This window comes from Ensifer adhaerens (assembly GCF_020035535.1).
Lineage (GTDB): Bacteria > Pseudomonadota > Alphaproteobacteria > Rhizobiales > Rhizobiaceae > Ensifer.
In genome coordinates this window covers 587237-600242 of the sequence record NZ_CP083350.1, presented here as the reverse complement: position 1 = coordinate 600242, position 13006 = coordinate 587237, and the positions used below count along the sequence as shown (strand labels likewise).

The 13006-nt window shown below is 61.6% G+C and carries 11 protein-coding genes; 7 read left to right on the top strand and 4 right to left on the bottom strand.

Annotated elements, in window-relative coordinates; translation table 11 throughout:
- Positions 1-93: 93 nt before the first annotated feature.
- Together LAC81_RS23125 and LAC81_RS23120 are read right to left on the bottom strand one after the other, a co-directional pair.
- Entirely contained in the window at positions 94-1086 is a 993-nt protein-coding gene (locus LAC81_RS23125) for a sugar-binding protein (protein WP_113537057.1), read from the bottom strand.
- A 48-nt stretch (positions 1087-1134) separates the two neighbouring features.
- Positions 1135-2115 (bottom strand): NAD-dependent epimerase/dehydratase family protein, encoded by a 981-nt coding sequence (locus tag LAC81_RS23120; RefSeq protein WP_223729514.1) that lies wholly within the window; start codon positions 2113-2115, stop codon positions 1135-1137.
- A gap of 135 nt (positions 2116-2250) precedes the next feature.
- Here LAC81_RS23120 and LAC81_RS23115 point away from each other — a divergent pair, with 135 nt between their 5' ends.
- The 7 genes from LAC81_RS23115 (at position 2251) to LAC81_RS23085 (ending at position 10936) form a co-directional block, all read left to right on the top strand.
- Positions 2251-3066, top strand: coding sequence for an ATP-binding cassette domain-containing protein (locus tag LAC81_RS23115; RefSeq protein WP_223729513.1), 816 nt, complete (start codon positions 2251-2253; stop codon positions 3064-3066).
- Positions 3067-3112: 46 nt separating this feature from the next.
- Positions 3113-4108 carry an ABC transporter permease gene (locus tag LAC81_RS23110; RefSeq protein WP_223729512.1) on the top strand — a complete coding sequence of 332 codons (996 nt, stop codon included), beginning with the start codon at positions 3113-3115 and terminating at the stop codon, positions 4106-4108.
- Between the two features lie 296 nt (positions 4109-4404).
- A complete protein-coding gene (locus tag LAC81_RS23105; protein WP_223729511.1) occupies positions 4405-5487 on the top strand; it encodes a septal ring lytic transglycosylase RlpA family protein in 1083 nt (360 codons plus the stop codon).
- Between the two features lie 337 nt (positions 5488-5824).
- A complete protein-coding gene (locus LAC81_RS23100) occupies positions 5825-6865 on the top strand; it encodes a fatty acid desaturase (RefSeq protein ID WP_223729510.1) in 1041 nt (346 codons plus the stop codon).
- A 585-nt stretch (positions 6866-7450) separates the two neighbouring features.
- The gene (locus tag LAC81_RS23095) at positions 7451-8599 is read left to right on the top strand and encodes a mandelate racemase family protein (RefSeq protein WP_223729509.1); all 1149 of its coding nucleotides are present in this window, start codon (positions 7451-7453) and stop codon (positions 8597-8599) included.
- 18 nt (positions 8600-8617) lie between these two features.
- Positions 8618-9247: an SGNH/GDSL hydrolase family protein gene (locus LAC81_RS23090; protein WP_223729508.1), complete on the top strand. Its 630-nt coding sequence runs from the start codon at positions 8618-8620 to the stop codon at positions 9245-9247.
- Positions 9248-9337: 90 nt separating this feature from the next.
- Positions 9338-10936 (top strand): ABC transporter substrate-binding protein, encoded by a 1599-nt coding sequence (locus LAC81_RS23085; protein WP_223729507.1) that lies wholly within the window; start codon positions 9338-9340, stop codon positions 10934-10936.
- 471 nt (positions 10937-11407) lie between these two features.
- Here the strand turns inward: LAC81_RS23085 and LAC81_RS23080 are convergent, their stop codons facing one another.
- Together LAC81_RS23080 and LAC81_RS23075 are read right to left on the bottom strand one after the other, a co-directional pair.
- Positions 11408-12169, bottom strand: a complete 762-nt coding sequence (locus LAC81_RS23080; protein WP_223729506.1) for an ABC transporter ATP-binding protein — start codon at positions 12167-12169, stop codon at positions 11408-11410.
- Positions 12169-13005, bottom strand: a complete 837-nt coding sequence (locus LAC81_RS23075) for an ABC transporter ATP-binding protein (protein ID WP_223729505.1) — start codon at positions 13003-13005, stop codon at positions 12169-12171. The genes LAC81_RS23080 and LAC81_RS23075 overlap by 1 nt, the downstream gene beginning before the upstream one ends.
- Position 13006: the final 1 nt, after the last annotated feature.

The following is a 13006-nucleotide window of genomic DNA, read 5'->3' as shown; positions in this document are numbered from 1 at the left end:
AGGCGGACGCGGACAGCCGGCAAAAAGCGTGCGCTGCCTCCCGTTGCAGCAGAAGGCGGCCGGGGCGCCCGAAAGGGGCGCCCCGGTGCAGGCCTATTTCTGGATGCAGGTGTCCGCCGTGTCCTTCGTGCATTCGTCGAGGCCGGTGAAGACCGGATCCTCCACCGGTTTGCCGGCGATCAGGTCCATCATGACCGATGGCGCCTTATAGCCCATTTCGAACGGGCGCTGGCCGACAAGCGCAGTTACGAGACCTTCTTTGGCGATTGCCACTTCGTCGCCGATTGTGTCGGCCGCGCCTATGACGAATTCATTCTTCGCGATCTTGTCTGCCATCGGTTTGAACAGGTCGCGATAGGGTTGTGGAGCACCGAAAAGCGGCCATCCGCCCATGATCCCGAAGGCGTCGAGGTCGGGATTGGCCGCGAGGATGTCCGTCATCGCCTGCACGCCCTTGGCGCCGTCGTCATTGGTAAAGACTGGGCAACCCGCGACCTCCGTCCAGCCGCCTTCACCCTTGAGTTCGGTCAGTCCCTCTTTTCCGGTAAGCACGTCGCGCATGCCCTGGGCGCGCCTGAGAATGTTGTCGGCACCAGGGTTACCCTCGATCGTGCAGATCTTGCCGCCTTTCGGCTTGGCCTTTTTGATGTACTCGGCGATCCGCGATCCCATCATGTAGTTGTCCGTGCCTAGATAGGTCTTGCGCAGGCCCGCGTCCTCCTTGGCGAGGTCGGCATCAAGCGTCATGACCGGGACCGTGGGGTTGGCGGTCTTCAGCGTCTGGGCAATCAGCTTGGCGTTGGATGGCGAAATAGCGATCGCAGCCGTGCTGGGCTTGCCGAGCATGTCCTGGACGATCTGCGCCTCGCCGGCTTCGTCGGAGGTCGACGCGGGGCCGGTATAGAAGCACTCATATTCCGAGCTCGTGTTTTCCTTGTTCCACTTCTGGCAGCCTTGATTGATTGCCTCGAAGAATGGATTGTCGAGGCCCTTGACGACAATGACGAGCTGCTTCTTCTCCTGGGCGCCGGCGGTGCCGGTGGCCAGCGCGAGCGCCGCGACTGCAAGCACCAATGCTTTCCTCATTTTTTCCTCCCGTTGAAACAAGCGGACACCCTCTGTCCGCGGCACAAATCAACCCGGATACCAGACGATGCGAGGATCACTTGGTGGACGCTCGTATTGCCAGGCCTGGTCGATAAGCTTTTCGAGATCGTATTCTGGCTGCCAGTCCAGCAGGTATCTTGCCTTGCTGTTGTCCAACCAGTTCGAGTGGAAATGGCTTGGAACATCGACAGACGGCAGGCCACGCGTGCATTTGAGATAGCTTGCGACCTCGCCGTAGTCGACCGGGCGGTTCATCGCGATGTTGAAACGCTGGCCCGCTGCGCGCGGATTGTCGATCGCGCTGAGAATTGCCGAGACGAGGTCGCTGACGTGGATGAAGTTGCGCTTGAGCGGCCTTCGGTCGACATCGCGCAGCAACGGTACCGTTCCGGCCTCTGCATGCCGCCTGGCCTCGTCGGGCGGAAAAAAGGTCTTCCAGTCGGGGCCGCCGAAGACGTCGTCTCCGAAGGAGAGGGAGTACTTGAAGTCGTCTTTTTCCATGATCCACGGCGCTCGCAGGCAGCAGAGGTTCACCCCGTATTGGATGGCGTATTGCTCGACGATCACCTCCTCGAGCACTTTGGAGAGTGCGTAGCAGCCCGGATAGGCGCGGTGCGGGGTCGCCTCGGTTATCGGTCCGTCATGAGGATAAAAGAAATGGCCGACTGCGGCGTCGCCGCCGATCAGGATGAACTGGCGGGCTGTCGGGCTCGCCCTGAAAGCTTCGAGCAGCCAGAAGAGACCCTTTACGGTCACATCCATCACGTCGTCGGGCGTTTCCTTGCAGGTCGCAAGATGCACGACGTGGCTTACGTCGGAAATCGCGACCTCTGCGACCGCACGGTCGGCGATGGAGCCGCGGATGATGCTGAGCCGCTGGGTCGGATCGAGCACGCGGTTGTGGCATAGCGCGCGAAGGCGCGCTTGCGAAAAACGCGGTCGGTCAAGCAGCGTGGATATGAGGTGCCGCCCGACCTTGCCCGTTGCCCCGGTGACAAGGATAAGCATGCTTATCTCCCAGCATTAACTAATATACCGAGGGCGTCTTTCGTCAATATTTAATTGTCATACAAAACAGGTTTGTCGGACGAGAGATCATTGACGCATTCATGGCGATTTGCGTAAATAAGCATGCGCTCATTCATGAGGAGACGGACACGCTGCGGCGCGCGCCTTTGCGAAGGCGAATTGGCGCGCCTTTGGGAGTCTGGAAGGCTGGTCGTGCTGCTAGAACTCAGCAATATTTCCAAGCACTTCGGGGCCATACAGGCAGTGAACGACATTTCGCTGTCGTTGGAGGCAGGCCAGGTTGTCGGCCTGATGGGTGACAACGGCGCCGGCAAGTCGACGCTGGTCAAGATGATTGCAGGAAATTATCGCCCGAGCCACGGCAGCATGCGCCTCAACGGCAGCGATATCGTCCTGCATCGCCCGGTCGAGGCAAGGCAGTTCGGCATCGAGATCGTGCACCAGGATCTCGCCCTTTGTGACAACCTCTCAGCAGCGGCGAATGTCTTCCTCGGTCGCGAATTGAGGCGCGGCATCGGCCCCTTGCGCGTGCTGGACTACAAGGCAATGTACCGGCGTGCCGGCGAGATCTTCAGGGAACTCCGCTCCGAGACCAGGGCCCGCGATCTCGTGCGACAGATGTCGGGTGGGCAGCGGCAGGCGGTGGCGATCGCGCGCACGATGATCTCTGAGGCGAAAATCGTGCTGATGGACGAGCCGACCGCGGCAATTTCCGTGCGCCAGGTTGCCGAAGTGCTGCATCTGATCCGGCAATTGCGCGATCGCGGCATTCTGGTTGTCCTCATCAGTCATCGCATGCCCGACGTCTTCGATGTCGCCGACCGCGTCATCGTCATGCGCCGCGGCCGGAAAGTGGCCGATAAACCGATCGTGGAGACCTCACCGGAGGAGGTTACGGGGCTGATTACCGGCGCCATCGAGGGCGGATAAGCAAAAGCGAACTGGACCTTCCGTGCCGGAGGAACTCGAGGGAAAGATGGCAACGACGCTGCACGAGACGATCGCCCACAGGCAGCGCACGCTTGCAGGAACGATCCTGGCCAGCCAAACCTTCTGGGTTCTGGTTGCAGTCATCCTCGCTTGTGTCTTCCTGTCCTTCGCCACCGACAGTTTTGCGACGGCGAAGAACCTTTACAACATCACCCGCAACGTCACTTTCGTCGCAATCATCGCGCTGGGCATGACGCTCGTCATCATCACCGGTGGCATCGACCTCTCGGTAGGCTCGGTGCTCTGCCTGTGCAGCATGGTGCTCGCGGTCACGATGCACGCGGGATACGGCATCGAGACGGGCATTGCGGTCTCCGTCGCAACGGCGCTGGTGATCGGCGCGTTCAATGGCATCCTCATTGCCTATCTCGGCTTTCCGCCCTTTGTCGTGACGCTCGGCATGCTTTCGGTTGCCCGGAGCCTGGCGATGGTCGCCTCCAACAATACGGTGGTCTTCGAGTTCGGCCCCGACCACGCCAAGCTGCTGGCGCTTGGCGGGGGGGCGGTCTTCGGCATTGCCAACCCGGTGATCTACATGATCGTCCTCGCGCTCATGACCGGCTTTGTGCTGCGCTGGACGCGGATCGGCCGATATATTTACGCCATCGGCGGCAACGAAAAGGCGGCCATTGCCACGGGCCTGCCTGTGCGGCCCATCAAGGTCTGCGTCTATATGATCTCGGCGCTGTCGGCCGGCATCGCCGGCATCATTCAGACGGGCTGGCTCGGAGCGGTGACAACCAACATCGGCGCCGGCATGGAGCTTCAGGTTATCGCTGCGGCCGTTATCGGAGGCGGGAATCTCGCCGGCGGCGCTGGCACGGCCTTCGGCGCGCTCGTCGGCGCTGCACTGATCGAGGTCATCCGCAACAGCCTTGGGCTTCTCGGCATCAACGCCTTCTGGCAGGGTACGTTCATCGGCAGCGCGACGATCCTCGCGGTCCTTTTCGATCGTGTCCGCAATTTCCGTCAGAGCGAGTAGCGTTCAGCACTCGACGTCCGGTTCCGACGTTGCAAGGGGCAGCGTTGGCCGGACGTCGCAAATTCGCGTGCATCCAGGGAACTTCTTGCCATCAGGCCGATTTGACAGTTGTTGTCATGGATGGAGCGAATGAATGGCGCGACCCCGGATTTGGCAGTGCTCCGGCGCATGCCTCAGTTGTCTTTCCACCTGTCTCTCGACCCAGTCTGCAGCAGAGTTCGAGCGCGCGGTCAGCATGAGCGTGTGTGTCGCGGCACGTCGCTGATGCGCGGAACGCCGTCGTCAGTGTTGGCAAGATGGTTATCGATGTCGGTGAGGTCGTCAAAGGCGCGCGATGCCTGGTGATCGCGGTCGCGTGCGCATGGTGCGCCACCTGTACGACCCCCAAATCCCCGAACGAGGAGCACAGCGAAAGACATGTTGCCGAGAAGGCATACGGACTGAGACCGAGCCCGCGAGCCACCCGGAGCAAGTACATTCGCAAGGGTGGTAGCCGCTATATCGTCGGCAATCCCTATGTTGTGAGAGGCACGCGCTACTATCCGAAGGAAGACCCGAGCTACGACAGGAAGGGAAAGGCTTCATGGTACGGCGCGGCGTTCAAGGGACGTCGGACCGCCAACAACGAAGTTTACCACCCGGATCGCCTTTCTGCTGCTCATCCGACCCTCCCGTTGCCCAGTTATGTCCGCGTAACCAATCTCGAAAACGGCTTCTCGCTCATCCTGCGCGTCAACGATCGGGGTCCCTATCGTCAGGGTCGCATCATCGATGTTTCCAGCAAGGCAGCGAACATGCTGGACCTGAAACATCGCGGCACCGCCTCCGTTCGCGTGCAGTATATGGGTCGCGCCCGCTTGGACGGACATGACGAGCCCTATCTCATGGCCTCCTACGTCAAGACGCGTGATCGGCTCCCGGAAGTCGACCCGAAAGTTCAAAGCGCTAGCGAGATCAGGGTGGCCTCGAACTCGTCGAGCGTCGATCATCTGCGGGGTGACGGCCAATCCCTCAGGTCGGCGCCGGCGAACCTGGTAGCCAGTACGGCGAACCTCTCCTACCAGGCATGGATTGGCGCGGGGACTTCCGAGCAAATGGGGACATCGCCTGAAAGCGCTTCCGTTTCCTTCGAGCGTTCGTCGGACAGCGGCGCAAAGGTCCACGATATCAAGGATGTCAAATATTGCTTGGAGGAAGCGGCTGATACTGGGGCGCGCGACATGTGCGAAGTTAAGGTGCCCCCTCTGCCCGTTTTCAATCGCCTCCGGCGCCTGATTGGTGTGATCTCCAAAAGACGACGTGCGCTCAACGGCTACCGTTGGCTTACCCGAATCGCCTCCTTCGGGGCGCGTAGAGAACGCTGCAGCACCTTGACTTGAAGAGGCGGGCGCCGGAGGAGGCATCGCTGCGATGGTCGGTAGATGCGGAGAGTCGAACGCGAAGCGTTGACGGCAGACGAAAACAAGCCTACTCGGCAGCAGCCGCAGAGGCCATCGTGGCAGCCGGAGCCGAGCAGGGGACGGAAGCCGGGGCCTGGCAGACTGAGTTGCCGAACGCGGTTTGCGCGCCTTCGCCGATGAGGCTGAGCGCAATCGCCGTTATGCGACGCGCAAGTCTCACCCGGCCTGACACTTTCAGCCATTGCGCCTGAAATTCCAGCGCAAGCCACAGGCCTGGCAATTTGTTGCGAGGCGAGGGATATACGGACCAGATTTGATGAACACACATGTCTATCCACCGGCCTCACTTGCCGAAGATAATGCCGGTGCATGGTTGAAGATCCTTGCGAAGTACCGTCAGCCCCGCATTGGGCGCAGCGCGTTGGAGCTTCTCGTCACAATCGTCCCGTTCGTCGGCTTGTGGGTCATCGCCTATTTTTCCCTCGTTCACGAGTTCTGGTTCGGGCTGATCGCAATCATTCCGGCCGCGGCCTTCCTTCTTCGGCTCTTCATGATCCAGCACGACTGCGGACACGGCTCGTTCTTTGCTCGTCGCGGGCTCGACGACTGGACAGGACGTGTGATCGGCGTGCTGACGTTGACGCCTTACGATTACTGGCGCCGAGCGCATGCCATTCATCACGCCTCGGCTGGCAATCTGGATGAGCGGGGCATCGGCGATATCACCACGCTCACGATCTCGGAATACCGTGCACTTTCGCCCATGAAGCGCCTGGGCTATCGCCTGTACAGGCATCCGCTCGTCATGTTCGGCATCGGCCCTGCCTGGCTCTTTCTGCTCAAGCAGCGCCTGCCCTTCGGGATGATGAACGGAGGTACGCTACCCTGGGTCTCCACCATGGCGACGAACCTCGCGATCGTGATCTGCGCCGCCGTGATGGCATGGGCGATCGGGCTGGTGCCCTTCCTCTTGATCCACCTGCCGATCGTGCTCTTGTCGGGTGCGGCCGGCATCTGGCTCTTTTATGTGCAGCACCAGTTTGAAGAGACGCACTGGTCTGCCGGTGAGGATTGGCACTTCCCGCGGGCAGCTCTGCACGGTGCTTCCCATTATGACCTGCCGCTGGTGCTGCGATGGCTGACCGGCAATATCGGCATTCATCACGTGCATCATCTTTCCAGCCGGATCCCCTACTACAGATTGCCGGAGGTTCTGCGCGACCATCCGCAACTCGCGGATATCGGCCGCATCACTATCTGGGATAGCTTGCAGTGCGTCAGGCTCGTCCTTTGGGATGACAGGCACCAGAAACTTGTTTCCTTCCGGGACGCTGCCAATACGGCCGTTACCCCATAACAGGCGGCTTTCGCCGTTCTGAGGTCCGCGGCCGACGCAGCCAAGCGCGGCCATATGCCTTGATCAATCGCTCTTGCCCGGGATGCGTGCCATGGGCCAGGGGAGCCGCGCCGATCCCGCCAGGTAGGTGTCGGCAAAAGCCGGCATGGCGGCGAGCAGGGATTCGGCAAGTGCAAATGCCGAGGTCGCGCAGCGAGCGACTGAAAGCCGTCAGACGGGGCGACGTGCGAATGCGGGCTTAGGCGTCCGATGTTCGCCATGTCTCGCCCGGGTCTGATGCCGCAGCCTCCGCCAGCCACGATAACGACCGACGGTGGTCGCTTCATTGATCAGCACGATTGCCGTTAGGCGGGTTTCGAGCGCGCTCAGTTCGTGGACGATCTGGCACCCGCCCGCCTCGTTTGGGCCGGCACTGTTAGTTCACCTGCAGCTGATCCTGGCGTTGAGGGACTGTGGAAAATTGAACGCCTATCAGGCATTTTCCAAAAGTTGTCGTACATGTTTGACAAGTTGGCTGGTATCTGTCTAATCTATGTTAGACAAGTTGGCGCGGCCAAGCCGCCCCTTTCGCATACCGGAGGACTAATGATCATCACCGACGTCGAAGTGCGGGTTTTCCGCACGACCACTCGCCGCCATTCGGACAGTGCTGGTCACGCGCATCCAGGCCCGCCGCATCAGGTCGAACAGGCAATGCTGACTGTCCGCACGGAAGACGGTCATGAAGGCCATTCCTTTACGGCGCCGGAGATTGTGCGGCCGCACGTCATCGAAAAGTTCGTCAAGAAGGTCCTGATTGGCCAGGATCACCGGGATCGCGAGCGGCTTTGGCAGGATCTCGCCCATTGGCAGCGCGGTTCGGCCGCGCAGCTCACGGATCGCACACTTGCCGTGGTCGATTGCGCCCTCTGGGACCTCGCCGGGCGGACTTTGAGACAACCTGTATACAAGTTGGTGGGGGGCTACCGCGACAAGGTGCTCGCCTATGGCTCCATCATGTGCGGCGATGAACTGGAGGGGGGCCTCGCGACACCTGAAGACTACGGTCGCTTTGCCGAAGCGCTCGTCAAGCGCGGCTACAAGGGTATCAAGCTGCACACCTGGATGCCCCCCGTCAGCTGGGCGCCGGACGTGAAGATGGACATCAAGGCCTGCGCGGCCGTTCGCGAGGCCGTCGGGCCGAATATCCGACTGATGATCGATGCCTTTCATTGGTATTCGCGCACGGATGCGCTCGAGCTTGGGCGCGGCCTGGAAAAGCTCGGCTTCGATTGGATCGAGGAGCCGATGGATGAGCAGTCGCTGTCTTCCTACAAGTGGCTGGCCGACAATCTGGACATCCCCGTCATTGGCCCGGAAAGCGCGGGCGGCAAGCACTGGCACCGTGCCGAATGGATCAAGGCGGGTGCCTGCGACATCCTGCGGACCGGCGTAAACGACGTTGGCGGTATCACGCCGGCGCTGAAAACCATGCACCTTGCCGAGGCCTTCGGGATGGAGTGCGAGGTTCACGGCAATACCGCGATGAACCTGCATGTAGTCGCGGCAACGAAAAACTGCCGCTGGTACGAGCGTGGATTGCTCCACCCGTTCCTCGAATACGATGACGGGCACGATTACCTGAAGTCGCTATCCGACTCGATGGATCGGGAAGGTTTTGTGCATGTGCCGGACCGTCCGGGTCTCGGCGAGGACATCGACTTCGAGTTCATCGAAAATCACCGTGTCCGCTGACGAGCGAGGAATCTGCCCGTGAAGACCATTCTCGCTTTTGGTGACAGCCTGACGTGGGGCGCAGATCCAGCGACCGGCTTGCGCCACCCGTCGGAAGGTCGCTGGCCCGAGGTGCTTGCCCGGGAACTCGAAGGCGCAGCAAAGGTCATCCCCGAAGGGCTTGGTGGCCGCACGACCTGCTACGACGACCATGCCGGACCGGCGTGCCGCAATGGGGCCAAGGCGCTGCAGGTGGCGCTTGCAAGTCATATGCCGCTCGACCTCGTCATCGTGATGCTCGGCACCAATGACATAAAGCCCGTGCATGGAGGGCGGGCGGAAGGGGCCGTTTCCGGTATGCGCCGGCTGGCGCAGATCGTCGACACGTTTCCCTACAAACCGGCTGGCGCCCGGCCGAAGCTGCTGATCGTCGCTCCGCCACCCTGTTCCGTCGGTCCGGGCGGACAGCCGGCGGCCGGGCGCAGCATAGCGGAGTCGGAGCGGCTTTCTCCGCTCTACCGCAAGCTGGCGAGCGAACTCGGACACGCATTCTTCGATGCCGGCTCCGTCGCGCGCGCCTCGCAGATCGATGGAGTGCATCTCGAATCCGCTGCGACAGCTGCGGTCGGTCGGGCGCTCGCCGCGCCCGTTGCCGAAATTCTTGGCTGATCTGTCCCTATGTCTGTGGAGGAACAGGCGGGGCGGAACTTATAACCGGAAGGCCGAACTCCCGCGTGGGCGGCCGCAATAGGAGGAAATATGAAACGCTTTCTCGCAACGGTCGCGTTCGGCGCGCTTCTCATCGCCTCGACGCCGCACGGCGTTCTCGCCGAAACACCGGATGACCAACTCGTCGTCGCAACGACGATGAGCAACATCCTGACGCTCGATCCCGCCGCCATCACCGGCCGCGAGACCGTACAGGTTCTGAACAACATCTACGACACGCTGGTCGTTCTTTCGCCGAAGGACCGCAGCGTGCAGCCGCGCCTCGCCGAACACTGGGAGGTTTCCGAGGACCGCCAGTCGATCCGCTTTCACTTGCGCAGCGATGCCAAGTTTGCGTCCGGCAATCCCGTAACGGCGCAGGATATCGCCTGGAGCTTGAAGCGCCTGCTTGCGCGTAACCTCGCTCAGTCGTCCTTCCTCAAGACACGCGGCTTCACGCTTGAGGCGGCCGACAAGGCATTCGTCGCCGAAGACGACCACACCTTCGTTCTCAATCTGCCGAAACCCGACGACCCGAACCTGCTGTTGATGATCCTGGCCCAGAATGGCCCCGGCTCCATCTTCGACAGCAAGACGGTGCTCGAGAACGAGAAGGACGGCGACCTCGGTGCCGCGTGGCTGACCCTGAACTCCGCGGGTTCCGGTCCTTTCACGCTCACGCAGTGGAAATCGAACGAATACATCATCCTTACGCGCAACGACGACTACTGGGGTGAAAAGGCTGCAATGAAGCGGGTGCTGATGCGCCATCTGCCCGAATCCCAATCGCAACGGCTGCTTCTGGAAAAGGGCGACATCGATGTTGCATACTCGCTGCAGGCGCCGGACCTGAAGTCGCTCGAGGCCGACGAAGCTATTGCCATCGCATCGACGCCGGGCTCTGGCTTCTACTATCTCAGCGTCTCGATGAAGGATGAGCGCTTTGCCAACAAGAAGGTACGCGAGGCACTGCGATACCTGATCGATTATGACGGTCTCGACAAGGCGGTCATGCCCTATTACGGCAAGCTGCATCAGCGGCCCCTGTCGTCAGGCGTTCTTGGCGCGTTGCCGGACGAGGGCTACAAGCTGGACGTGGCGAAGGCGAAGGCGCTGCTTGCCGAAGCAGGCTACCCAGACGGCTTCAAGACGACTCTGCGCGTCCTGTCTGAAGATCCGTTCATGAAGGCGGCGACGGCCATCCAGAACACGCTTGCACAGGCCGGCATCCAGGCGGAACTCATCAGTGGTTCGGGCGATCAGATCTATGGCGCGATGCGCGAGCGAAACTTCGAACTGCTGCTGGGTCGCGGCGGCGGCGGCCAGCAGCCGCATCCGGACAACAATCTGCGGTCCATCGCCTATAACCCCGACAATTCGGACGATGCGAAGCTGACCAACTATCAGAGCTGGCGCACGAGCTTCTACGACGAGAAGCTGAACAAGATGATCGAGGAAGCACTAGTCGAGCGCGATGCAGCCAAGCAGGCGAAGCTCTACGAGGGCGTGCAGCAGTACATGGACGAGATCGTCATGTCGATCCAGCCGTTCTCGGAAGTGGTCGACACGGCCGCGTACCGAAGCGACGTGAAAGGCATGATCGTCAGCCCCTGGCTCTCGCGCTTCGAGGGTGTGACCAAGGAGCGGTAATCGCTTCCGGGTATACCAAGAGAATGAAGTGGAGAAGGCGCATGTCAGCATGCGCCTTCTTCTTTTTTGCGCCGCTGCAAAGCGCGGCGAAGCGCTGGCCGATGCGATTGTCGCAGGCGATCGGGAGGAGCGCCTTCGTTTTCATGCGCCACTCCCTTCTGCGGGCACCGAAGCATCCCGCTCCAGTCCAGACCCGCTTTTGCACACCAGACGTCGTCGTCGTGGAGACCTTTGGCCGCCGGCGTCGCTGGTTAGGCGCAGGAAATGGGAGTCCGGCTCGGTCGCAGCTCGGGCGCCCGAACTACCTGGGCGGAAAGGGGTTCGCGGCGCGCGCCTCGTGTCAGTGGAATATTGCGGATGCGCGCCGCTGCTCTGCAGCGACATCAGGCCAGGCAGGACGACAAAAAGCCCGGCGCAGGGCCGGGCGAGTTGGGGAGGAGGGCTTTCGTCTGTGTCGCGCGAGAGGCGCGATCAGTGCGAACCTTCGTATTCGAGCGACGCGCCGATGAGTTCGCGCGCGTAGGCGTGCGTTGCCTGGTTGCCGGGGATGGCCTCGCGCGGGAGGACTTCGGTGATCTCTCCGCGCAGCATGACGGCAAAGCGGTCGCACATATGGTCCACCACCGCCAGATCATGCGTCACCATGATGTAGGTGAAGCCACGCTCTTCGCGCAGGCGCTGAAGCAGGTTGAGGATTTCTGCCTGAACGGAAACATCGAGCGCCGACGTCGGCTCGTCGAGGAGCAGCAGGGAAGGCTCGAGGATCAGCGCGCGTGCGATCGCAACACGCTGCCGCTGGCCGCCGGAGAGCTGGTGGGGAAAGCGATCGAGGAAGGAGACTGGCAGGCCCACATCCGTGATTGCCTTGCGCATGCGCTGCTCTCGATCGCCGAGCATGTGGATGACGAGGGGCTCGTTCAGCACGGTGCGGACCGATTGGCGCGGGTGCAGCGAGCCGTAAGGATCCTGGAAGACCATCTGCAGCGTGCGGCAGCGTTCGATCAGCGGCATGTCGCGCACCGACCGTCCACCGATGAGCACGTCGCCGGTCCAGATGTCGGTCAACATAGAGATGCAGCGCAGCACCGTGGATTTGCCCGATCCGCTTTCGCCGACGAGGCCGAAACATTCGCCCGGCGCCACGGAGAAGGTGACGCTTGGCAAGACCTTGGCTGCCGTGGGGCCGCTACCGAAGGTGATGGAAACATCGCGAGCTTCGACTGAGACGGACATCAGGCTTTCTCCTCCAGCCATTCGGGACGGCGATCGAGCACGCTGAGCGGCGCCCTCGGGCCGCCGATCCGCGGCTGAGCCGCCAGCAGGCCGCGCGTATAGGGATGCTGGGCCTTGTCGAGGTCCCGGGCGGCCAGCGTTTCGACGATACGGCCGGCATACATGATCAGAACGCGGTCGCAGAAATTGCGCACGAGATTCAAATCGTGACTGATCATGATCAGCCCGATGCCACGATCCCGCACGAGGCCATCGAGAATGTTCAACACCTGCAGCCGCACCGTGACGTCGAGCGCCGAGGTCGGTTCGTCGGCAATGACCAGCTCGGGATCGGCAAGCAGCATCATGGCAATCATCACGCGCTGCCCCATGCCGCCGGATATCTCGTGCGGATACTGATCATAGACGCGTTCCGGATCGCGGATCTTCACCGCCGCCAGCATGGCGAGCGCCTTTTGACGCGCTTCCGCCTTGCTGCACCTGAAGTGTCGCAGATAGGTTTCCGCCACCTGGTCGCCGACCCGACGAATAGGGTTCAACGAGAACTTCGGATCCTGCAGGATCATGGACATGCGCCGGCCGCGAACCTTGAGCAGCTCCTTTTCCGAGAGCGCCGTCAGATCGAGCTCGGCAAAGCGCAGCTTGTCGGCGGTAATGGTGGCACCCGGCAGTAGTCGCAGCAGGGCGCGTCCGACCGTCGACTTGCCGGAGCCGGACTCGCCAACGATCCCAAGGCGTTCGCGGCCGAGAGTGAAGGAGACGCCGCGCACGGCCTCGGTTGTTGCACCGCCATAGCGGATGCGGAGGTTTTCGACCTCGAGAATGTCCTGGCTCATC

Coding starts and splice junctions, on each gene's coding strand:
- LAC81_RS23125 (WP_113537057.1), bottom strand. CDS start 1,086: ATGAGGAAAGCATTGGTGCTTGCAGTCGCGGCGCTCGCGCTGGCCACC.
- LAC81_RS23120 (WP_223729514.1), bottom strand. CDS start 2,115: ATGCTTATCCTTGTCACCGGGGCAACGGGCAAGGTCGGGCGGCACCTC.
- LAC81_RS23115 (WP_223729513.1), top strand. CDS start 2,251: ATGAGGAGACGGACACGCTGCGGCGCGCGCCTTTGCGAAGGCGAATTG.
- LAC81_RS23110 (WP_223729512.1), top strand. CDS start 3,113: ATGGCAACGACGCTGCACGAGACGATCGCCCACAGGCAGCGCACGCTT.
- LAC81_RS23105 (WP_223729511.1), top strand. CDS start 4,405: ATGGTTATCGATGTCGGTGAGGTCGTCAAAGGCGCGCGATGCCTGGTG.
- LAC81_RS23100 (WP_223729510.1), top strand. CDS start 5,825: ATGAACACACATGTCTATCCACCGGCCTCACTTGCCGAAGATAATGCC.
- LAC81_RS23095 (WP_223729509.1), top strand. CDS start 7,451: ATGATCATCACCGACGTCGAAGTGCGGGTTTTCCGCACGACCACTCGC.
- LAC81_RS23085 (WP_223729507.1), top strand. CDS start 9,338: ATGAAACGCTTTCTCGCAACGGTCGCGTTCGGCGCGCTTCTCATCGCC.
- LAC81_RS23080 (WP_223729506.1), bottom strand. CDS start 12,169: ATGTCCGTCTCAGTCGAAGCTCGCGATGTTTCCATCACCTTCGGTAGC.
- LAC81_RS23075 (WP_223729505.1), bottom strand. CDS start 13,005: ATGAGCCAGGACATTCTCGAGGTCGAAAACCTCCGCATCCGCTATGGC.